Below are 20,934 nucleotides of genomic sequence, written 5' to 3'. Positions count from 1 at the left end.
ACAATTAATATTTATTGGGGCAGCAGTCTCACTCCCTTAACAAGTATTGTCAATTATATTTATTCGGGAGCTAGAGAATATATGCACATTAAAAACTATTGCTGTATTAATGATTTTTCGAGGGACAACACGATATTATTAATTTGACAATTGACAGTTGCGATGTACAATGAAGGAAGAGACCCAGCAGAGCTGAATCTCTAAAATTTTATATAATAAAAGATTTAGCAAAGCGAATCTGTACTAAATCGTCTTCAATTGTCAATTGTCCATTGTCTATTATTTTAGGTTTTCTGGGTTTAACTGCTTAAGCTCATCAATTACAAATATCCCGTCTTTTCTAATCAGCACATCATCGAAGTAGATTTCTCCACCACCATATTCCGGTCTTTGGATATAAACTAAATCCCAGTGAATAGCGGATACATTTCCGTTAAAACAATCCTCGTAGGATTTTCCCGGAGTAAAGTGAATAGAACCGGCAATCTTTTCATCAAAGAGAGTATCTTTCATTGGGTATAGAATATAGGGATTCACCCCTATGGCAAATTCTCCTACATATCTTGCACCTTCATCTGTGTCAAATACCTTATTAATTCTTTCGGTATCGTTGGCAGTAGCTTTGATGATTTTTCCGTCCTTAAATTCCAGTCTGATGTTTTCATAAGTAAAACCTTCATATACAGCAGGTGTATTGTAGGTAATATATCCGTTAACGGAATCTCTTACAGGAGCAGTATATACTTCTCCATCCGGAATATTAACCTTTCCGTCACATTTTATTCCATGCATGCCTTTAATGGAAAAGGTTAAATCTGTACCTTCACCCTTTATATGAACCTTATCTGTCCTGTTAATTATGTCTACAAGGGCGTCCATAGCCTTGGACATTTTGCTGTAATCCAAATTACATACATTGAAATAGAAATCTTCAAAGCCTTCAGTACTCATAGAGGCTGATTGTGCCATGGATGCAGTTGGATATCTCAAAACAACCCATCTTGTTTTGGGAACTCTAATTTCACCGTGAACAGTTGCCCAGAAATACTTTTGATATAGGGACATTTTTTCTCCTGGCACATCAGAAAGCTGAGAAGAGTTATTGCCGCCTCTTACACCTATGTAAACATCCATTTCTGACATTCTTTGTGCCTCATATTTAGCCATAAGTTTCAACTGTTCTTCAGTGCATCCCATATATATTGATCGATTAACTGCATTTTGTTTGATGGTAACAAATGGTATACCCCCGGTTAAATAAACTTGCTTTACAAGTTCTGCAACAAAGGCTTCATCCAAATCATAGGCCTCAATTAATACTTTTTCTCCCTTTTTAACTTCACAGGAGTAGTTGACTAAGTTTTTTGCTAATTGCAACATCCTTGCATCTTTCATGTTGATACCTCCCAAAATAGTTTCCTCAATTATAAGATATTTATAATAAATTGACAATGTTTTATCTTATATAGTATAATTCTCGTTAGGTAGAAAACACTCGATTTTTGGGGGAATATATAGAAAGGAAGGGCGTTAATAGTGCTAAATGAGACTATAACCTTTTGTTCAAATGAGTCATTCTTAGGTAAGCAGATCTTTAAGCTAAAGGTTAATAGTGCTTTAAAGGTATGCTCTAATATAAGAGAAAATTTAAAAAAGAAATCTGAATTAGATAATAATGATTTTAATATAAATATATTAATATCCGATGTAAAAAGTAACTCTATAGAAGAGAAATATTTTGCATTTAAAGGCTATAATCCAGATGGCAGTCTCAAGCCATTAAAAGTATATACTTTAAAGGATGGAACGCTTGTTAATATTGATAAAACAAAAAAGGGCAAAATCCTGGTTATTGATCTTTACGAAAAAAGTATATATATTCATGATTATAAAGTTGATGGCCATTATGCTGAAGGTTACCTGGTAAAAACTGAAAAGATAAAGAACGGTATGAATGTCATATTATCTAATGAAAAAGTTAAGGTATTCATGAAAAATACTAATACTTATCATGGCTACAAAAATGTAATAGAATTTTTGAAGGGATATATATTATAAAACTGCAATCTATGCAGTTTTTTTTATTATAACTCATTAATAGAAAGAATTTAAAATATATATGTTTATGTAGAGTATTTTAATTTGGAGGAAAAATGAAGAAGGAAATTTATATTATATTAGCCTTGTTATTTTTAGGCTCTTCATATTTTTCAGGTGGTAGCTTTACTGGCGGAGGAAAATTTTTTAACGGCGACAGCAAGGCTAATTATAGTGTTTTGGCTGGTGGGTTTAGAGATTCTAGAGATTTTACAATAAAGAGTGAAGATATATTCATTGCTTTTAAAAATAAGATACAGATAATTGAAAAAAGCGGTAAGAGCTACACATTCTTTGAGGACAGAACTGCAGACATAAGGTCTATAGAGTATTATAAGGACAAGATATACCTTATTAATAATTCCACCTTTTCAGCTTTGGATATACAAACAAAAGAGATGGTAGAATTAATCAAAAGATTGCCTAATTTTGGAGACTATCCAGATTGCAAGCTGATGGTAAAGGATGATAAAATATACATAGCCATTGGAGCAGCCACAAATTCCGGAATTGTAGGAGATGACAATGCTTGGAAGGATACATATCCCTTTAATCACGATATTTCGCCTAAAAATATTAGCTTAGCAGAAAATATCAACGGTAAGACCGGAGCCTTCCTTCCCTATAACACAAAAAGTCTTCCTGGGCAGAAAGTATCAGGACACTTGCCGGGAAATGCATCGGTAATGGTATATAGTCTTAATGAAAATCAAAATTCATTGTTTTGCTGGGGAATAAGAAATGTAAAGGGTATGGACTTTGACAGTAAAGGTAAAATATATGCAGCAGTTGGAGGGATGGAACCACGTGGAGATAGAGCAGTTAAGGGAGATGTGGATTACATATATGAGCTTAAAGCAGATGTATGGTATGGGTGGCCTGATTTCAGCGGAGGAGATCCCATAACCAGTCCAAGATTTAAAGGGAGCAATAGCGAAAGGCTTCAATTTTTGCTTCAAAATCATCCGTCAAATAATCCGCCGGCTCCTATATATCAACATAAGACACTAAGTAGTCTGTCTGCATTAGTCGTTGATAAGCAGGGAGTCTTAGGCAAAAAGGACTGTATATATTTCTATGATAATTTGGATAATATAATATATGCTTTAGATAACAAAGGAATAGTTGAGCAAAAGATAAAGTTGGATAAGGCCTATAAAATAAAAGACCTTAAAATAATTGGCAACAGTTTGTTGATTTTAGAAGAAAATGAAGGACTGCTGCTTCAATTTGGCCAGAATATCAGTCCTGTTGAAGGCAATGGTAAAATCATTTTAATTTTTGTTACAGGATTGGTAACAGTTTTAGCGGTACTTATCATTTGGAGACTTAAGAGTCAAATAGAATAAAGGAGAAATCCAATTTATGAAGAATAAAATAGAAACAACCTATGGAAGGACTCTGCAAGGATTGATGTTTGCAGTTAATCCTGTAAAAAAGGTGATGCTAAAAACCCACTGTACCGTTCATAAATATATTAATATGAGAGCAATTGATATACTAAAGAATGAAAATCAAGTGGAGCAATATAAATTCTACAGAGAGCATATAAAACCTCTTAATCTTGGGGTAACTTGGGCAGACCAGGACCTGAAAAGTTCAAATCACTTTTTTCATGCTGAAAAATCCAGGGGACTATATGGCTTTTCAGATGCACTGACGGAGTTTGTAAAATACTACAAGAAGGCAGTAACCCTACTGAAAAATGGAGAGCTAGAAAAGGCAGTTTTTTATTTCGGGGCTGCATGCCACTTAGTACAGGATGTCACTGTTCCACATCATGTAAGCAACAAGCTGCTTAAAAGCCATCGCAGATTTGAGCTTTGGATAATTGCCAGGCTTATGTCAGACTACTCCTTTGAAGCAGAATATGGCATTAAGAGATATGGCGCTCTTGATGAATATATAATTAATAATGCAAAAATGGCAACTAGAGCACATGAAAAATACGAAGTGATATATGAGCTTGAAGAGAGGTTCAAAAAATTGACCACGGAGATTATACATGAAGCTCAGAGAACCACCGCAGGGCTCATGCTGGATTTTTATGATGAAGTTATAAAATATAAAAAATAGGGATTCTTCCATAAAATGGAGGAATTCTTTTTTCTTTTGTTGAATTAAAGTTGATTGATAAGTATTTACAATCTGATAATTCGGATAATTATTAAAAAGGTGGTTGAAAATAATGAGTATTAAAGATGCTTTCAGTGGCAATAAGATCAAGGATACTGTACAAATCGATATGCAGAATTTGAAACTTAAAGGGGATGTTATTGATATTGGCGTAAAGAACTATGGTATAATTTACAAAATCTGCAGACAAAATGATGATGAAGTGGCTGTAGAATACCTAATGGATGAGGAGAAAGATCTTATTGAAAGAGAATATTATCACACCGCTGTGTTGTTTTTTACCTTAAGTCCCTTAAGTAGTGCCGGAAAAAGACGAAAATTAATTAAAGAACTTTATAAGTACATTAGGGACTGTGGAGAAATAATAATTTGGGATATAAACAAGGCCATGGGCAGACTAGTAGACCTTCGGGTGGAGGTGTTACTAAGCGAAAATGAGACACAGACAATTAAAATTAATAACTTTAACCCTATAAAGCAGTTAAGCCTATCACAGGTGAAGAAAATTATAAACCCTTATTTTGAGGTAACAGAAGAAAAACAAGGTAAAGAAATTTTCTTCTTAAGAGCTAAAAGAAAGAATACCAGGAGAGGAAAAAAGAAGGATGAAAGTAGTATTGATTGCATTGAATGCTAAATATGTACATACAAATTTGGCCGTAAGATACTTAAAACATTTTACACAGGACGTAGATTATCAATGCACTATAAAGGAGTTTTCCATAAATGACAGTCTAGAAAACATCTTAGAAAGTATATTGAAGGAAAAGCCCGACGTTATTGGATTTTCTTGCTATATATGGAACATTGATATAGTAGAAAAGTTATCTAGGCTCATAAAAAGAGTGAATGAAAATATAGAGATCTTGTATGGAGGGCCGGAGGTTTCTTATGATGCAGAGGAATTCCTCCAAAGCAATGAAGGAGACTATGTAATTGAAGGGGAAGGTGAGGAGACCTTTCGTGAGTTCCTCCAATATAAGCTTGGCCAGAGAGTTTTGGAAGGTATTAGGGGACTATGGTATAAAGATTCAAAGGGACAGATTAACACACCACTTCACAGAAATTTAATTGACATAAATCAATTGAGATTTCCCTATAGAGATGAAGATAACTTTAAAAATAAAATAATATACTATGAAGCTGCAAGAGGATGCCCCTTTAGGTGTAAGTATTGCCTTTCTTCAACCATAGATGGAGTAAGATTTAGGGATATAGAAGTGGTTAAAAGTGAGCTAAGTATTCTGATGAAAAGAGGGATTTCACTGGTGAAATTTGTTGACAGAACCTTTAATGCCAATAGGGGTTACGCAAGAGAAATATGGAATTTTCTAAAGGAACAGGATACAGACACTTGCTTTCATTTTGAAATATCAGCTGATTTACTTACAGATGAGGATATAGAAATATTAGTTTCTGCACCTAAGGGACGGTTTCAATTTGAAATCGGAGTTCAGACCACAAATGAAAAAGTTATTAGAAATATAGACAGGACAATGAATCTTGAGAAATTAGCTGATAATGTAAAAAAACTGAAGGCTGCCGATAATATCAAGCTTCACTTAGACTTAATCGCCGGTTTACCTGAAGAGGATTTTACTTCCTTTAAAAAATCCTTTAATGAGGTATATTCAATGGGGCCTCATGAAATACAGCTAGGCTTTTTAAAGCTTTTGAAAGGATCCTTAATGAGAGAAGAGGAATTAAAGTGGGGAATGGTTTATTCACCATATCCACCCTATGAGATTCTAAAAAACAAAGATATCTCTTATGAGGAATTGCTGGTGTTAAAAAAAATAGAAGAGATGGTGGCTAAATACTATAACAGCGGAAATTTTGATAACGTATTAAAGTACTTAATTCCTGATTTTGAGACTGCTTTTGACTTCTTTCATAAGCTATCGGAATTTTTTGATTCAGAGGGATACTTTGATAGGAATATTTCCGGCGTAGAATACTATAGAATTTTCATTGATTTTAATGAAAAATTTATTGGAAAAGATAGTGCTGTATTAAAGGATATTATAAAATATGATTACTTAAGTTCAAATAAAAAGAATTGGATTCCTGATTTTTTAGATAGAAAGATTTCAAAAGAAGAGGAAAAGAAAATCAAGCAGATGCTCATAGACAAGTACAATATAACTACAACCAAAGGAGTATACATAGAGGGATATGACATAGATATTGATAGGTTTGTTGGTGATAATGCTATATTTAAAAGGAAATGTTATTTAGTGTACGCCAATGAAAAAACACCAGTGAAAACCATTTATTTTTCAGGAATCTGATTATTAGTTGATATGCTTTACATATATTAGTGTTGAAACTTTACTATTAAATACATTATAATATACCTAAACATTAAATTGTATTTAATACTGTTTTAAGTATTAAATGTTATATTTTAATAACAAACTAGGAAAAGGTGGTGATATATTGGCACTAGAAGTTATAAATAGTCTAAAAGAGGCTGAAACTAAAGCTGACCTGATAATTAGCGAAGCTGTAGCAAATAAAAAGGAAATTATTAAAGCGGCAGAGCAAAGGGCAAATGAGGAATATGACAAAATAATGGCAGAAGCGAATAGTGAAGCTAAAAGCATAATAGATGATGCACTTTTAGAAGCACAGCAGGAGGTAACACCTATAGCAGAAAAAAGTAGGAAGGAAGCTGAGGAAATATTAAATTTATCCTGCGATAAGCTAAGTAAGGCTGTAAACATGGTAATTGAGAGGATAGTGAAGACAGATGGCAATAGTTAAAATGAATAAGTTTACTCTGCTTGCCTTTGAATCTATGAGAGATAAAATTCTGGAGGAACTTCAGAAGTTTGAAGGTGTTGAATTTATTAACCTTCAAAGAGAGGAGTTACTCGAAGAAAACCAACACCTGAAGGATTTAGACAAAGATGCTGTTCTCTCCGACTATACTAAGTATGAAGAAAATCTCTCAAAACTAAAGTTTGCTATTGAATTCCTTAGAAATTATGTACCGCCAAAGTCTGCCTTAAAAGCAATTAAGGAAGGCAAAAGGGAGATGACTTATAGCGAGCTTAAGAATAAAGTAGAAAGCAGCAATTGGCTGGAACTGTATTCTGAGGTAAAGGAAAAAGACCAGAGGATAGCAGCTATTGACAGCGAGATATCAAAGAATAAAACGGAGATAGAGGGGTTACAACCCTGGTCCCCATTAGATGTATCTTTTGAGGATTTGAAAAGTACAAAATACTTTAGCATCTTTATAGGTTCTGTGGCAAAAGAAACAGAGCAACCTATGCTGAATGAACTCAAAGAAACTGTAGGCCAAGTTTATACAGAGATAGTCAACAGAGATAATAAAAATACTTATTTTATAGTTGTAGCTCATAAGGAAAAGAAAGAAGAGTTATTGGAAACCTTAAAGAGATTTGGCTTCAGTCAGTTAACTGTGAGTTACACCGCTAGTCCGCTTGAGGTTATTTCTGGTTTGGAGGATGAAATTTCAGCATTAACAGAAGAAAAATCGAAAATAGTAGAAGAGGTTAAGGCCTATGAAGATAAATTAGCTATTTTCGAAATGGCTTATGATTATTATTCAAGTATTCTGCTGCGTATGGAGGCACCTAAAAACTTCTTAAAAACCGGAAGGGTTGTAGCAATAGCCGGATGGAATACCGCTGAAAGCAATGAAGAATTAGAGAGAGTTATTAAAGAGGCTTTGGGTGATAACTACTATCTAGCCTTTGAAGAGGTAGAAGAGAAAGACATTGAAGATGTTCCAATAAAATTAAAAAATAACTTAGTAGCGAAAAATTTTGAGAATATCACAGAGATGTATAGTATGCCAAGATATAATGAAATTGACCCAACCCCACTTCTGGCACCTTTTTACTTGGTATTCTTTGGTATGATGGTTGCCGATGCTGGTTACGGAGCCTTGATATTCCTTGGAACCCTGCTAATAAAAGCATTGTTTAATCTGGATGAGGGCAAAAAGAATATGATGGACTTTTTCTTTTGGCTCAGTATTCCTACTATGGTCTTCGGAGTAATATTTGGCTCTTTCTTTGGAGATATTATTAAATTAACGCCAATTATAGATCCGATAAATGATATCACTAAAGTATTGATATTGTCAGTAGGAATGGGAGTAGTTCAAATATTCTTTGGACTTGGTATAAAGGCTTATATGCTTATTAGAAATGGAGATATTCTTGGTGCTATCTATGATGTAGCTTCTTGGATTATTACCTTGATAGGTGGAGGTCTTTTCTTAGGCGGTAGCATGATAGGCCTTTCAGCTGCAGCTATAAATGGCGGAAAGTATGCCATGATTGCAGGTATGCTGCTCATAGTTCTATTTTCGGGAAGACATATAAAAAATTACGGGGTACGAATAGGATCAGGCTTATATGCTTTATATGGTGTTACTTCATATATCGGTGATTTAGTATCATATACAAGACTAATGGCCTTAGGACTTGCAGGAGGACAGTTGGCAAACGCACTTAACCTTATCATAAGAATGTTCCCTGGCTGGGCTATATTAGTTTTAGGTCCAATTTTATTTATATTGTTCCATATATTTAACATATTCTTATCACTGCTGGGTGCATATGTTCATACTTGCAGACTACAATATGTTGAATACTTTTCAAAGTTTTATGAAGGTGGAGGAAGAGCATTTTCACCTTTTAAAATGATTAATAACTATGTACAAATTAAAAGAGATTAGAGGAGGAAACAGAAATGACATTCATTCAATTTTTAGTAGAAAATAATGGTGGATTTATATTGGGAGCTTTAGGTATAGCACTTGCAGTAGGTATGGCAGGTGTTGGATCAGCAAAGGGTGTAGGTATAGTAGGTCAAGCTGCTGCAGGACTAATGACTGAACAGCCGGAAAAGTTCGGTAAATCACTTGTACTAGAATTGCTACCAGGTACACAGGGGCTATACGGTTTTGTTATTGGCTTGCTAGTTTTGGGAAGATTGGATTTTAATATGTCACTACAAGCAGGGGCTTATTATCTTATAGCATGTCTTCCAATAGCAATTGCCGGTTTATGGTCTGCTATAGCTCAAGGAAAGGCAGCTGCAGCTGGTATAGCAATTCTAGCAAAGAGACCAGAACATAATACAAAGGGTATTATTTACGCAGCTATGGTTGAAACTTATGCACTTTTAGGCTTCGTTGCATCAATACTTTTAGTATTCCAAGGAAACTTCTAATAAATGAGGTAAACAAATTTAAGGATGTGAAGCAATGTCTGATATAAATGTTCTTATAGATAAGATAATAAAGGATGCAGAACGACAAGTGCAGGAGATTCTGCAGTCCGCTGCTGAAGAGGAGAAGGCCATAGTTGCAAAACGAATAGCCGCTGCTGAAGCGGAAAAAGCGGAAAAGATTACTAAGGCAAAGTCAGAAGCAGTATTAAAGAAAGAGAGAGTGATTTCCTCTGCTACCCTAGAGGCTAGAAATAGAAAACTTGCTGCAAAGCAGGAGATTATTTCAAAGGTCTTTGACCAAGCACTGGAAAGTATGAAGACTCTTCCTCAGGATCGATATTTAAGCTTTATTAAAAACAGCTTAATTGCACTAGATTTAAAGGGCAATGAGACCATTAGGATTTCAAAGCAAGACATTAACAAAATTGATGAAGCCTTCCTAGCAGGTATAAATAGTATATTAAGCTCTGAAGGTAAAGCAGGTAACCTCAAGCTAAGTTCCAATTATGGAGACTTTTCCGGAGGCTTTATAGTTGAAAATGGTGGTATAGAAATAAACTATACCATCGAAGCCTTATTAGACTCTTTAAAGGACGATTTAGTAAACGAGGTAGCAAATATATTATTTAGTTAAGAACTACTATGTATGTTCTTTCAGTAGCAGAGGAGGGGCAGTAAATGAATAATATGGTTTTTACCAATGTTATACCTAGGCTCAGAGTTCTGGAAACCCGATTACTGGATAAAGCTAAGTTAGATAGAATGATAGACAGTAATAGTGCATGGGATGCAGTAAAGGTACTGCAGGAAACTGAGTATGCTGCTCATATGTCTCATGTAAAAAGGGCTGAGGACTATGAAGAAATGTTAAGCGAAGAACTGAAAAGAGTTTATAAGCTCCTATATGATATCAGTCCCGTAAAGTCCGTAGTAGATGTTATGAGTATAAGATACGATTATCACAATATAAAGGTGTTGATTAAGGCTAAGGCTTTAAAGGAGGATTTCTCACAACTTTTAGTTCCTGTAGGGATGCTTGAGGCAGAAAAACTAAAGAATGCCATAAGAAATGATAACTATAGTGATTTACCGGCCATTATGAGAGATGCCATAGAGGAAGCACAAAAGGATTTTGAAAATACTAAGGATCCTCAAAGGATTGATTTAATTATTGACAGATATATGTTCAGACATATACTATCTTTAGTTAAGGAAATTGATAATAGCTTCGTAGAACGTTATGTAAAGTTCCAAATTGATTTAACAAACATAAAATCTCTCATTAGGGTGAAAAAGCAAAATAAGGGAAGAGACTTTTTAGTTTCAGTACTTATTGATGGGGGAAACATCGACAAGGATAGGCTTATATCCTTATTGATGGATACAGTAGAGAGCATACCAGGGAGACTTTCCTACACAGATTATGTTGAACCATTGAGAGCTGGAGTTGAGGAATACCTGAAAACTGGTTCCTTAAATAGTTTAGAAAAGCTAACCGATGATTATATTATGAAAATGATGAAAGATGCAAAATATGTAAGCTTTGGGCCGGAGCCGGTTATTGCATATCTCTTTGCAAAGGAAAATGAAATAAAGCTTATCAGAATAATTATGGTAGGAAAAATTAATGCAATGGATGCTGAATTGATTAGGGAAAGGCTGCGTGATAACTATGTATAAGATAGCTGTTGTTGGAGATAAGGATTCCGTATTAGCCTTCAAAGCATTAGGAATAGAAGTATTTCCGGTATACGGCGAAGAAGACGCTAGGAAAACCGTAGACCGTTTAGCAGCCAGTAACTATGCAGTAATATTTATAACAGAACAGGCTGCAAAGGATATTGAGGAAACAATAGCAAGATACAATAGATCTATGCTGCCTTCAATAATACTAATTCCAAGTAATCAAGGAAGCCTTAATATTGGATTACAAAGAATAAGAGACAATGTTGAAAAAGCAGTAGGTGTAAATATACTTGACAATAATCAGTAAATTTCAATTGATAATTGAAATTTGACAATTGTCAATTAATAAAGGAAGGTAGGTAGGTAACTTGAAGACAGGGAGAATAGTCAAGGTTTCAGGTCCTCTTGTAGTTGCAGAGGGCATGGAAGATGCAAGTGTATATGACGTTGTCAGAGTAAGTGATAAACGTCTTATTGGTGAAATAATAGAAATGCGAGGCGATAGAGCTTCCATTCAGGTATATGAAGAAACTGTAGGTCTTGGACCTGGAGAACCGGTTTACACTACCGGAGAACCACTAAGTGTGGAACTTGGACCAGGACTTTTAGAAGCTATGTTTGATGGAATACAAAGGCCTCTTAATGCCATAAGAGACCAAAGGGGAGATTGGCTGGACAGAGGTGTTGAGGTTAATCCGTTGGACAGAGAGAAGGTATGGCATTTTACTCCTACAAAAAAGGTGGGAGATAAAGTATCTGCCGGAGATATAATCGGAGTGGTTCAAGAAACAACTGTAATTGAGCATAGAATAATGGTTCCTTACGGTATTGAAGGAGAACTTACTTACATTCAGGAAGGTGACTATACCGTAGTGGATAAGGTCGCGGAAGTAAAAACTTCAAAGGGAGCAAAAGAAATTACTTTGATGCAAAAGTGGCCGGTTAGAAGGGGAAGACCGGTTAAGCAGAAGTTAAATCCGGTAGGTCCTATGGTAACTGGACAGAGAGTAATAGATACCTTTTTCCCAGTAACAAAAGGAGGAACTGCCTGTGTTCCGGGACCCTTCGGAAGCGGTAAGACCGTAGTTCAGCACCAGCTTGCAAAATGGGCTGATGTTGAAATAGTTGTTTACGTTGGCTGCGGTGAACGTGGAAATGAAATGACTGACGTTTTAAATGAATTCCCGGAATTGAAGGACCCAAAGACCGGAGAATCCTTAATGAAGAGGACAGTGCTTATAGCAAACACTTCTAATATGCCGGTGGCAGCTAGAGAAGCCTCAATTTATACAGGTATAACCATAGCTGAGTATTTCAGAGATATGGGATATTCTGTAGCTCTAATGGCAGACTCTACTTCAAGGTGGGCAGAAGCGCTTAGAGAAATGTCCGGAAGACTGGAAGAAATGCCCGGTGAAGAAGGATACCCTGCATATCTTGGTTCACGACTGGCTGAGTTCTATGAAAGAGCAGGTAAGGTTATATGTCTTGGAGAAGATGGAAGAGAAGGAGCACTGACAGCTATAGGCGCAGTATCACCTCCGGGAGGAGACCTATCTGAACCGGTAACTCAGTCAACCTTAAGAATTGTTAAGGTATTCTGGGGCTTGGATTCACAGCTTGCCTACAGAAGACATTTCCCTGCAATCAACTGGCTTAGCTCTTATTCTCTTTATTTAGAAAAAGTAAGCGGTTGGATGGATGAAAATGTCGGAGAAAATTGGACTAAGCTCAGAATAAGAGCTATGGCTATGTTACAAGAGGAAGCTGAGTTACAGGAAATTGTAAGACTTGTAGGTTATGATGCTCTCTCAGAAAGGGATCAGCTGAAGCTTGAAATTGCTAGGTCCATCAGAGAAGATTACCTGCAGCAGAACGCTTTCCACGAAGTAGATTCCTATGCATCCTTTGCAAAGCAGTATAAAATGCTGCAACTTGTTTTAAGCTTTGAGGATGAGGCAAAGAGAGCTCTTGATGCGGGAGTATATTTGAAGAAGATACTTGGATTGGAAGAAAGAGATAAAATAGCCAGAGCAAAATATATCCCTGAAGCTGATATAGCTAGAATGGACGCTATTGCTGAGGAAATCAAGGCAGCTATAGACAGACTAATCAGTGAAGGAGGTATAGTAAATGCTTAAGGAGTACAGAACCATTAAAGAAGTAGTTGGCCCACTGATGGTAGTTGAACAGGTAGAAGGTGCTAAGTACGAGGAATTAGTTGAAATAGAGCTTCTTAACGGAGAAATCCGCCGAGGCAGAGTGCTTGAAATAAATGAAGATAAGGCTGTTGTGCAGCTTTTTGAAGGCCCTGCAGGTATAAATCTAAGGGACAGTAAAGCAAGATTTTTAGGAAGACCTCTTGAAATATCTCTTTCAGAAGATATGCTGGGAAGAGTATTTGACGGATTGGGAAGACCAAAGGACGACGGTCCAATGCTTATACCAGAGACTAAATCAGATATCAACGGTGTACCTATGAATCCTGTTTCAAGAGACTATCCTAATGAGTTTATACAAACAGGAATTTCCGCTATTGACGGACTAAACACATTGGTTAGAGGACAAAAGCTTCCGGTGTTCTCCGGATCCGGACTGCCTCACGCCGAATTAGCAGCACAAATAACAAGACAGGCAAGAGTTCTGAACTCAGATTCAAAGTTCGCCGTTGTGTTTGCTGCCATAGGTATTACGTTTGAAGAAGCCCAGTTCTTTATAGATGACTTCACAAAGACCGGAGCCATTGACAGGACAGTAATGTTTATGAACCTTGCCAATGACCCGGCAGTTGAAAGAATATCAACCCCAAGAATGGCCCTAACTACAGCTGAATTCTTGGCATACCAAAAGGGGATGCATGTTCTGGTTATCATGACAGACATGACTAACTATGCAGAAGCCCTACGACAGGTATCAGCAGCAAGAAAGGAAGTTCCGGGCAGAAGAGGTTACCCTGGATATCTATATACAGACCTTGCTAACCTATACGAAAGAGCAGGACGAATCAGAGGAAAAGAAGGATCTATTACACAGATACCAATCCTGACAATGCCTGAGGACGATAAAACTCATCCTATTCCTGACCTTACCGGTTATATAACTGAAGGACAGATAATCCTAAGCAGAGAACTTTACAGAAAAGGGGTTATGCCTCCAATAGATGTTCTGCCATCCCTATCAAGACTTAAGGACAAAGGTATAGGAAAGGGAAAAACCAGAGAAGATCATGCAGATACTATGAATCAGCTGTTCTCAGCCTATGCTCAAGGTAAGCAGGCAAAGGAATTGGCAGCAATCCTTGGAGAATCAGCACTTTCAGACACTGATAAGCTCTATGCGAAATTTGCCGAAGGTTTTGAAAAGGAATATGTTTCTCAGGGCTTTACAACAAACAGAACCATTGAGGAAACTTTAAATCTTGGATGGAAGCTCCTATCCATACTTCCAAAGACTGAGCTTAAGAGAATCAGAGATGAGTATCTGGAAAAGTACCTGCCCAAGAGAGAGGATGATTAAGCATGGCAAGACTTAATGTCAATCCTACGAGAATGGAGCTTAGCAATCTGAAGAAGAGACTTGTAACCGCCGTAAGAGGCCACAAGCTGCTCAAGGATAAACAGGATGAGCTTATGAGAAGATTCATCGACCTTGTTAAATACAACGATGAGCTTAGAAAAGATGTTGAAAAAGAGCTTGGAAGCTCTCTGAAGGAATTTCTCATGGCCAGAGCAGTAATGTCTTCAGAACTTTTGGAAGAAGCTATTATGTACCCAAAAGAAAAAATTGGTGTAGAAGTAACCAACAGAAACATAATGAGCGTTAACGTTCCTGTAATGAGTTTTAGAAGGCAGATGGGTGAAGACAAGGGAAGCATATACCCCTATGGTTTTGCTTCCACCTCCGGCGAACTGGACTCAGCCATCGATAAGCTCTACGGAATCCTTCCCAAGCTCCTTGAATTGGCGGAAGTAGAAAAGTCCAGCCAGCTCATGGCCGATGAAATAGAGAAGACCCGTAGAAGGGTTAACGCCCTAGAATATGCTACAATACCACAACTCAGAGAGACAATCAGATATATCAAGATGAAGCTGGATGAGGATGAGAGAGGAAATATCACAAGACTTATGAAGGTTAAATCTCTCATGGTGGAACAACAGAATCAATTACAATAAGTCAGTCCCAAAGGACTGGCTTTTTTATAGCTCAAAACTTAAACTATATATGTACCATTGAAAGTATATAAATAATAGATTTTACCATGGACATCTACCATAATAATATATAGAATATAATATATATCATAAAAAAATAAGGAGGAAAAATTTAAATTTCCTGTTTGGGAGATTTAAATTGTGACGAGTATGGCGGTAAGAAAGATATTACAATATGGGGACAAAGCATTAAAGACACCTTGTGAAAAGGTTGAAAAGATAGATAAGCAAATTTTGAAACTCATAAAGGACATGCAGGATACACTGTACAACTGTGATGGCATTGGCTTAGCAGCGCCACAGATTGGAGTTTTAAAAAGAGTTATACTCATAGACATGAGAGACGACGATTTTCAACCTATAATACTGATAAATCCAGAAATAATTGAAGCTGAGGGTAAAGAAATCAGTATAGAAGGCTGTCTAAGCTATGTAGGTTATGAAGGAGAAGTTGAAAGACCCAAAAAGGTGAAGGTAAGGGGCATTACCTCAGAGGGTAGAATCGTAGAGTATACGGCTGAAGGATTATTGGCAAGGGCCTTTTGTCATGAAATAGATCACTTGAATGGCATAATGTATATAGATAGGACCCAAAAAGTTTATAAGATAGAAGACTAATGGTGAGTAATTCACCATTTTTTTATTTATCTTGCATATAAACCTTTACATCAAAAAAAGAGTATTTACAGCTAAACAGTTATGGTATATACTAATGTATATACATTAGTGAATGGAGGATGTAAATATGATAAATGTAAGAAAATTAACAATCACAGCAGTATTAACTTGCTTAGCAATTATTATTCCTTTATATTTTGGTGTACTTAGTGTACAGATTCCACCAGTTTTCTCAGCTACATTGGCTTCTCATGTACCAATGTTTTTAGCAATGTTTTTGGGACCATTCTCAGCAGCCTTCGTTGGAATAGGATCAGCATTAGGCTTTTTGATGACAAAAGGTGCTGTTATTGCTGCAAGAGCTGCAATGCACATTTTTGTTGGAATAGCAGGAGCAGTATTACTTAGAAAGGGAGTATCCTTTACTAAGGTGGTAGCTATAACATCTCCGGTACATGCCATACTTGAGGCTATAGTGGTTATACTGTTGACTGGTCAAATAGAATTTGCCCTCCTCACTGTAGGAGTGGGAACCTTAATTCATCACTTTATCGATGGTGGTTTTACTGCCATCTTTGTAAAATCATTATCAAAAGCAGGAAGAAAAGAATTTGTTGTAAACAAATAAATATTTTCTAGAGGTATTACTCATAGGGGTAGTACCTTTTTTATAGGTTAACTTAAATATTTTTGCACCTCTTGGCTTATTATGGTACAATTAGTCTTGGCATCCATGAAAGTAGGATGATAAAAATTCGTATAAAGGGTAAAGCTATAGGTAGAATCTGAAAAGGAGAGTTACATATGGCTTTACAGAAGAATACTTAAACTAAATAAACGATTGGAGTGAATATATTTTGGAAGAAAGAGAAATAATGGCCTTTAAGGACGAGTCAGGAAATAAGATAGAATGTGAAGTAGTTGCAAGATTACAGGTAGACCAAAAAAACTATATGATTTTGTCACCGGTGGAAGGCGGCGATGAGGATGCTTTCGCCTTTAGGGTGGATGAGGAAGATGGTAATGTAGTTTATAATTTTGTAGAAGATGAAGAAGAGTTTGAAAGAGTACAAAAAAAATATAAAGAATACCTGGAAGAAGAATAATACGTATTTTGGAGGTTATTATGTTAGATAAAAAGCAAATTATTAAATTTCTAGAGGATAATGATTTAACAGACGTAGAGGAGCTGGAGTACAAGGATGATGCTTTAGTTGTTAGATTTTATTATGATTTTGACAGTGACGAATTAGCATCCGCAAGGGCATACGCCAATGATGAGTGCGAAGATGAACAGGAATCAGATGAATGGTACGATGAGTTCTTTTTAACATATTTAAATGAAATTGCAGTTGATAATGCAGGAGAGATTATAGAAGAACTTATGGAGGAGTTTGAACTGCAGGCCCAATATATTACTTACGAAGCTGACAAGGAAAGCTATGACTACTGTGAATTTATAGCTGTTATTTCAGAAGTAGATAAGAACTATAATATAGAGGATGTACTGGACGAATTAGAACTATAATACTAGTGCAATTCAGCTATGAAAAGATTTTCATAGCTATTTAATAGTATCTGACCGAAAAGATAAAAAAGGGTTTAAAACGTGAGTATATCATCGTTGAAAGGTATATTGATTATGATATAATTATATTAAAGTAAATCCTGAGATGTACGAATCGCTTATGATATTCAACCGACATATGATATAAGGGATTTTCAAAATTCTTAATAATGTCAGGCTTCAACAACTTAATGTTTGTATTGATATGAGGTGAATATTAGTTTACTCGTATTCAAACAGAAGAAGACAGAGTTAAGATGCGAAAAACCCACCTGCGAGAAGGCGGGTATGAATAGATAAGCATATCGGCATGTTGGGATCATACTTAGCAGAAACAAATACCTCACAGTAAATGTGAGGTATTTTTATGTACCTTCTATAACTAAACATTTTGATTTTTCGTAAAGTACGATATACTTGTCCAATTCTTGACTTATGTTAACGACTGTGATGTCCGTTGGATCTAAATATGTCAAGGTCTGACAAAGTCTTTCCCTTAGAGCCTCAATATTTTTAATCAAACATACTTTATTAATCACTTTAACCACACCTTATAAAAAAAATTCATATGAAAAAATACTAACATCTTTCTGCGTAAACTATTTTACCAAAATAATGAATAAAAGCAAATAAAATAATATCTTAAAATACGACAAATTTAGGGCCAATGAAGTAAAAATAAAACATTTTCATAGACTTTTAAATGGGACAAAACACTATTGAGTAAGAAGATAAGCTGAATAATGTAAAAACTTTGAAAGGATGATTTGTCGAAAAATATCTAAGATTTATTTTTCATAATGCTTGTTAATATAAAATTCACATTCATATAATACTTTAATTAATCTATATGATATAATAGAGTATATAAAATGCTCAGGAGGATTAACATAATGGGAAAAGAATTTAATATTGAAGAGATTATTAATAGAATTAATGTTTTATATAAAAAGAGTAAGAAAGAAGGATTGACTGTAGAGGAAGCTGAAGAACAGCAAAGACTTCGAAGAATATATATTGATTCCTTTAAAAGTAATTTGAGAGCACAGTTAGAAACTATTGAAAGGAAGACAAGTCGATCTAATTAGGGCTTAACAAGAATGGAAGGAATGATTTTAAATTATGTCTGTTAGTGTATCCAATTTGATTGGGGACTTAAACCTCAAAGTATTAATTAGGAGTAATAGCGATTCAGGAATCAGTGTCAGCGATTTTAATAGACCGGGGTTGCAGTTTTCAGGCTTTTATAATTATTTTGCCAATGAGAGAATTCAAATAATAGGTATGGCTGAATGGAGTTTTTTAGATGCCATGCAGCCTGAAATTAGAAGAAAGAGACTTAAAAAGTTCTTTTCCTTTGACACTCCCTGCATAATAATTACAAGGGGCTTAGAACCTCAGCCGGAAATACTGGAGTATGCAGCTGAGAATAATAGGTGGGTATTACAGACGGATATGACCTCTACAAAATTCATCAGCAAACTCACAAGTTACCTATCTGATAAACTTGCACCCGAGACGAGAATGCATGGTGTATTGGTGGATGTCTACGGTATAGGCATATTAATAACCGGGGAAAGTGGAATCGGCAAAAGTGAGACTGCCCTGGAGTTAATAAAGAGAGGACATCGACTGGTAGCTGATGATGCAGTAGATATAAAGGAAATTGAAGGTACGCTTATGGGAACATCTCCTTACATTACCTCAGGAATGATGGAAGTTAGGGGCATGGGCATAATAGATGTTCCTGCCCTTTATGGCTTGAGTTCCGTGCTTTATTCAAAGACAATTGACTTAGTTGTATGTTTAGAACAGTGGAGATCTGACGAAAATTATGATAGATTAGGCGTAGATAAACAGTATATGGATATACTGAATGTGCCTATAAGAAAGATTATTGTCCCTATAAGACCGGGGAGAAACGTTGCTGTTATAATTGAAGCTGCAGCAGTAAATTATAGATATCACCTTATATCCAAGGAGACACCTATTGATACTATCAGTAAAAGAGTGGAGATTGTAAACAGAAACAATGGATAAGAAAACAATCAGAAGAAACATTAAGGAAAAGCTAAGTAGTTTATCTAAAATAGAAAAGTTAGAAAAAGACAAGATTATTTTTTCTAATCTCACAGGTCATGCAGCCTATGTAAAATGTAATAAGCTTTTTATCTTTGTAAGCTTCGGTAATGAAGTAGATACCCATAGGATTATCATGGATGCCTTATCTAAAGGTAAGACTGTGGCTGTGCCGGTTATATTATCTCTGGAAGAAGGCATGGTAGCCGTTGAGATACATAGCTTAGAAGAGTTAAAAGAAAATAAATATGGTATACTTGAACCCCTTTTGATAGAAAATAGAATTGTAAGTCCATCTGAAATAGACTTGGCCATAATACCAGGTGCCGCCTTTGATAAAAATGGCGGAAGGCTTGGATATGGTGCCGGGATGTATGACAAGTACCTTGTCAATTTAAAGAGTGATGCGAAAAAAATTGCCTTGGGATACGACTTTCAAGTTCTGGAAAAAGTGCCAATGGAAGTGCATGATATAAGGATGGATGAAATAATTACAGATTGACCCTAGAGGAGTGCAAAAATATTAATCAATCTGCAAAGATATGCGTATATGAATCCTATCTGTTTATAATCTTTAACATTTTAGAGCTTAACAATGATGAAATCATTTCTAGAGAGCTCAATATATATCTGGGGAAGGATTATATTATTACTATATACAAGGATCAATCACCAATATTAGAGAATTTACTTCAGGATATAAATCAAGGCAAGTATTGTTTTATATTGAAGGAAAGCCCAGGCCCTGCATTTTATTGTACTATATACTGGACAGGATCATAGTCAGAAATTATAATATAATTTCCGATTTAGAGGCAGAAGAGGATGACATAGAGATAAAAATATTAAAGTCTCCCAATGAGGAGCATGTAAGACGGCTTATAAATTTAAGAAGACAGGTTTATAAGATTAGAAAGTTCTTGAATCCACTTAGATATATTGGAGACAGTCTTAATATAACTGATAATAGGTTCATTGAAGCTGAATATTTAAAGTACTTTGAAAGCATAAATAAGAAAACAGATAAGCTTATGCAGGCACAGGACATGCTGGTTCAGGATTTGGCCTTGGTGCGGGAGGCCTACGAGTCTGAGATTTCCAATAAAACTAATGAGATAATGAAGGTCTTTACTATAGTAACTGCAGTGTTCCTGCCCATTGAAATTATAACTGGCCTGTTTGGTATGAGCTTTAATCATATACCATTAAAAAATGAAGTATATGGTTTTTATTTCATAGTAGCTGTGATGGTTACCCTGGTATTATGTCTGATAAGTGTTTTTAAAAATAAAAATGGTTGTAAAAAATAGTGGGCAAGACTGCATG

Annotated in this window: 25 protein-coding genes and 1 other RNA gene; 24 read left to right on the top strand and 2 right to left on the bottom strand. The window is 35.6% G+C overall.

From position 1 onward, the window contains the following. Positions 1 to 279 precede the first annotated feature (279 nt). Positions 280 to 1,395, bottom strand: a complete 1,116-nt coding sequence (locus FHY60_RS11720) for an aminopeptidase (protein WP_139905222.1) — start codon at positions 1,393 to 1,395, stop codon at positions 280 to 282. Positions 1,396 to 1,536: 141 nt separating this feature from the next. Between FHY60_RS11720 and FHY60_RS11715 the strand changes: the two genes are divergently transcribed. The 19 genes from FHY60_RS11715 (at position 1,537) to ssrS (ending at position 17,853) form a co-directional block, all read left to right on the top strand. Continuing rightward, the gene (locus FHY60_RS11715) at positions 1,537 to 2,058 is read left to right on the top strand and encodes a hypothetical protein (protein ID WP_139905221.1); all 522 of its coding nucleotides are present in this window, start codon (positions 1,537 to 1,539) and stop codon (positions 2,056 to 2,058) included. A 95-nt stretch (positions 2,059 to 2,153) separates the two neighbouring features. After that, the gene (locus tag FHY60_RS11710) at positions 2,154 to 3,446 is read left to right on the top strand and encodes a hypothetical protein (protein ID WP_139905220.1); all 1,293 of its coding nucleotides are present in this window, start codon (positions 2,154 to 2,156) and stop codon (positions 3,444 to 3,446) included. A gap of 16 nt (positions 3,447 to 3,462) precedes the next feature. Next, positions 3,463 to 4,173, top strand: coding sequence for a zinc dependent phospholipase C family protein (locus FHY60_RS11705; RefSeq protein WP_139905219.1), 711 nt, complete (start codon positions 3,463 to 3,465; stop codon positions 4,171 to 4,173). A gap of 112 nt (positions 4,174 to 4,285) precedes the next feature. Further along, positions 4,286 to 4,870: a hypothetical protein gene (locus tag FHY60_RS11700; protein ID WP_139905218.1), complete on the top strand. Its 585-nt coding sequence runs from the start codon at positions 4,286 to 4,288 to the stop codon at positions 4,868 to 4,870. Further along, positions 4,839 to 6,524 carry a B12-binding domain-containing radical SAM protein gene (locus FHY60_RS11695; RefSeq protein WP_139905217.1) on the top strand — a complete coding sequence of 562 codons (1,686 nt, stop codon included), beginning with the start codon at positions 4,839 to 4,841 and terminating at the stop codon, positions 6,522 to 6,524. The genes FHY60_RS11700 and FHY60_RS11695 overlap by 32 nt, the downstream gene beginning before the upstream one ends. Before the next feature lie 148 nt (positions 6,525 to 6,672). After that, on the top strand, positions 6,673 to 6,999 hold the full coding sequence (locus tag FHY60_RS11690; protein WP_139905216.1) for an ATPase: 327 nt from the start codon (positions 6,673 to 6,675) through the stop codon (positions 6,997 to 6,999). Continuing rightward, positions 6,986 to 8,950, top strand: a complete 1,965-nt coding sequence (locus FHY60_RS11685) for a V-type ATP synthase subunit I (protein WP_139905215.1) — start codon at positions 6,986 to 6,988, stop codon at positions 8,948 to 8,950. Before FHY60_RS11690 ends, FHY60_RS11685 begins: the two co-directional genes overlap by 14 nt. A 14-nt stretch (positions 8,951 to 8,964) precedes the next feature. After that, entirely contained in the window at positions 8,965 to 9,447 is a 483-nt protein-coding gene (locus FHY60_RS11680) for a V-type ATP synthase subunit K (protein ID WP_139905214.1), read from the top strand. Between the two features lie 34 nt (positions 9,448 to 9,481). After that, complete coding sequence (locus tag FHY60_RS11675) at positions 9,482 to 10,081, top strand: V-type ATP synthase subunit E (RefSeq protein ID WP_139905213.1); 600 nt, start codon at positions 9,482 to 9,484, stop codon at positions 10,079 to 10,081. A 44-nt stretch (positions 10,082 to 10,125) separates the two neighbouring features. Then, a complete protein-coding gene (locus FHY60_RS11670) occupies positions 10,126 to 11,127 on the top strand; it encodes a V-type ATP synthase subunit C (protein ID WP_139905212.1) in 1,002 nt (333 codons plus the stop codon). Then, the gene (locus tag FHY60_RS11665) at positions 11,120 to 11,440 is read left to right on the top strand and encodes a V-type ATP synthase subunit F (protein ID WP_139905211.1); all 321 of its coding nucleotides are present in this window, start codon (positions 11,120 to 11,122) and stop codon (positions 11,438 to 11,440) included. Before FHY60_RS11670 ends, FHY60_RS11665 begins: the two co-directional genes overlap by 8 nt. Before the next feature lie 61 nt (positions 11,441 to 11,501). After that, positions 11,502 to 13,274 (top strand): V-type ATP synthase subunit A, encoded by a 1,773-nt coding sequence (locus FHY60_RS11660; protein ID WP_139905210.1) that lies wholly within the window; start codon positions 11,502 to 11,504, stop codon positions 13,272 to 13,274. Then, positions 13,267 to 14,649 carry a V-type ATP synthase subunit B gene (locus FHY60_RS11655; RefSeq protein WP_139905209.1) on the top strand — a complete coding sequence of 461 codons (1,383 nt, stop codon included), beginning with the start codon at positions 13,267 to 13,269 and terminating at the stop codon, positions 14,647 to 14,649. Before FHY60_RS11660 ends, FHY60_RS11655 begins: the two co-directional genes overlap by 8 nt. A 2-nt stretch (positions 14,650 to 14,651) precedes the next feature. Beyond that, positions 14,652 to 15,305 carry a V-type ATP synthase subunit D gene (locus FHY60_RS11650; protein ID WP_139905208.1) on the top strand — a complete coding sequence of 218 codons (654 nt, stop codon included), beginning with the start codon at positions 14,652 to 14,654 and terminating at the stop codon, positions 15,303 to 15,305. A 189-nt stretch (positions 15,306 to 15,494) separates the two neighbouring features. Further along, complete coding sequence (gene def / locus FHY60_RS11645; RefSeq protein WP_139906454.1) at positions 15,495 to 15,962, top strand: peptide deformylase; 468 nt, start codon at positions 15,495 to 15,497, stop codon at positions 15,960 to 15,962. Positions 15,963 to 16,089: 127 nt separating this feature from the next. Beyond that, a complete protein-coding gene (locus tag FHY60_RS11640; RefSeq protein WP_139905207.1) occupies positions 16,090 to 16,590 on the top strand; it encodes an ECF transporter S component in 501 nt (166 codons plus the stop codon). Positions 16,591 to 16,819: 229 nt separating this feature from the next. Continuing rightward, positions 16,820 to 17,068 (top strand): DUF1292 domain-containing protein, encoded by a 249-nt coding sequence (locus tag FHY60_RS11635; protein ID WP_139905206.1) that lies wholly within the window; start codon positions 16,820 to 16,822, stop codon positions 17,066 to 17,068. A gap of 20 nt (positions 17,069 to 17,088) precedes the next feature. Next, positions 17,089 to 17,490 (top strand): hypothetical protein, encoded by a 402-nt coding sequence (locus FHY60_RS11630; RefSeq protein ID WP_139905205.1) that lies wholly within the window; start codon positions 17,089 to 17,091, stop codon positions 17,488 to 17,490. Between the two features lie 134 nt (positions 17,491 to 17,624). After that, a non-coding RNA gene (ssrS, locus tag FHY60_RS11625) (6S RNA) lies at positions 17,625 to 17,853 on the top strand. A 41-nt stretch (positions 17,854 to 17,894) separates the two neighbouring features. On the opposite strand, the gene FHY60_RS18725 is transcribed toward ssrS, so the two are convergent. Continuing rightward, positions 17,895 to 18,068, bottom strand: a complete 174-nt coding sequence (locus tag FHY60_RS18725; protein WP_423243591.1) for a Spo0E family sporulation regulatory protein-aspartic acid phosphatase — start codon at positions 18,066 to 18,068, stop codon at positions 17,895 to 17,897. A 354-nt stretch (positions 18,069 to 18,422) separates the two neighbouring features. On the opposite strand from FHY60_RS18725, the gene FHY60_RS11615 reads away from it, so the two are divergent. Genes FHY60_RS11615 through FHY60_RS11600 form a run of 5 tightly spaced genes read left to right on the top strand, consistent with a single transcriptional unit; the run spans position 18,423 to position 20,918 of the window. After that, positions 18,423 to 18,617 (top strand): DUF896 domain-containing protein, encoded by a 195-nt coding sequence (locus tag FHY60_RS11615; protein ID WP_243122141.1) that lies wholly within the window; start codon positions 18,423 to 18,425, stop codon positions 18,615 to 18,617. 34 nt (positions 18,618 to 18,651) lie between these two features. Continuing rightward, complete coding sequence (gene hprK / locus FHY60_RS11610; RefSeq protein WP_139905202.1) at positions 18,652 to 19,569, top strand: HPr(Ser) kinase/phosphatase; 918 nt, start codon at positions 18,652 to 18,654, stop codon at positions 19,567 to 19,569. Then, positions 19,562 to 20,110, top strand: a complete 549-nt coding sequence (locus FHY60_RS11605; RefSeq protein ID WP_139905201.1) for a 5-formyltetrahydrofolate cyclo-ligase — start codon at positions 19,562 to 19,564, stop codon at positions 20,108 to 20,110. The genes hprK and FHY60_RS11605 overlap by 8 nt, the downstream gene beginning before the upstream one ends. After that, a complete protein-coding gene (locus FHY60_RS18505) occupies positions 20,107 to 20,391 on the top strand; it encodes a CorA family divalent cation transporter (protein WP_279230391.1) in 285 nt (94 codons plus the stop codon). Before FHY60_RS11605 ends, FHY60_RS18505 begins: the two co-directional genes overlap by 4 nt. Further along, positions 20,364 to 20,918, top strand: a complete 555-nt coding sequence (locus tag FHY60_RS11600; protein WP_279230390.1) for a magnesium transporter CorA family protein — start codon at positions 20,364 to 20,366, stop codon at positions 20,916 to 20,918. The genes FHY60_RS18505 and FHY60_RS11600 overlap by 28 nt, the downstream gene beginning before the upstream one ends. The last annotated feature ends 16 nt before the right edge of the window (positions 20,919 to 20,934 follow it).

The sequence above is a fragment of the Clostridium thermarum genome, from assembly GCF_006351925.1.
GTDB classification, from domain to species: domain Bacteria; phylum Bacillota; class Clostridia; order Clostridiales; family Clostridiaceae; genus Clostridium_AU; species Clostridium_AU thermarum.
Note: the sequence above shows the minus strand (reverse complement) of the source record. Positions and strands in the feature narration are given on the sequence as shown.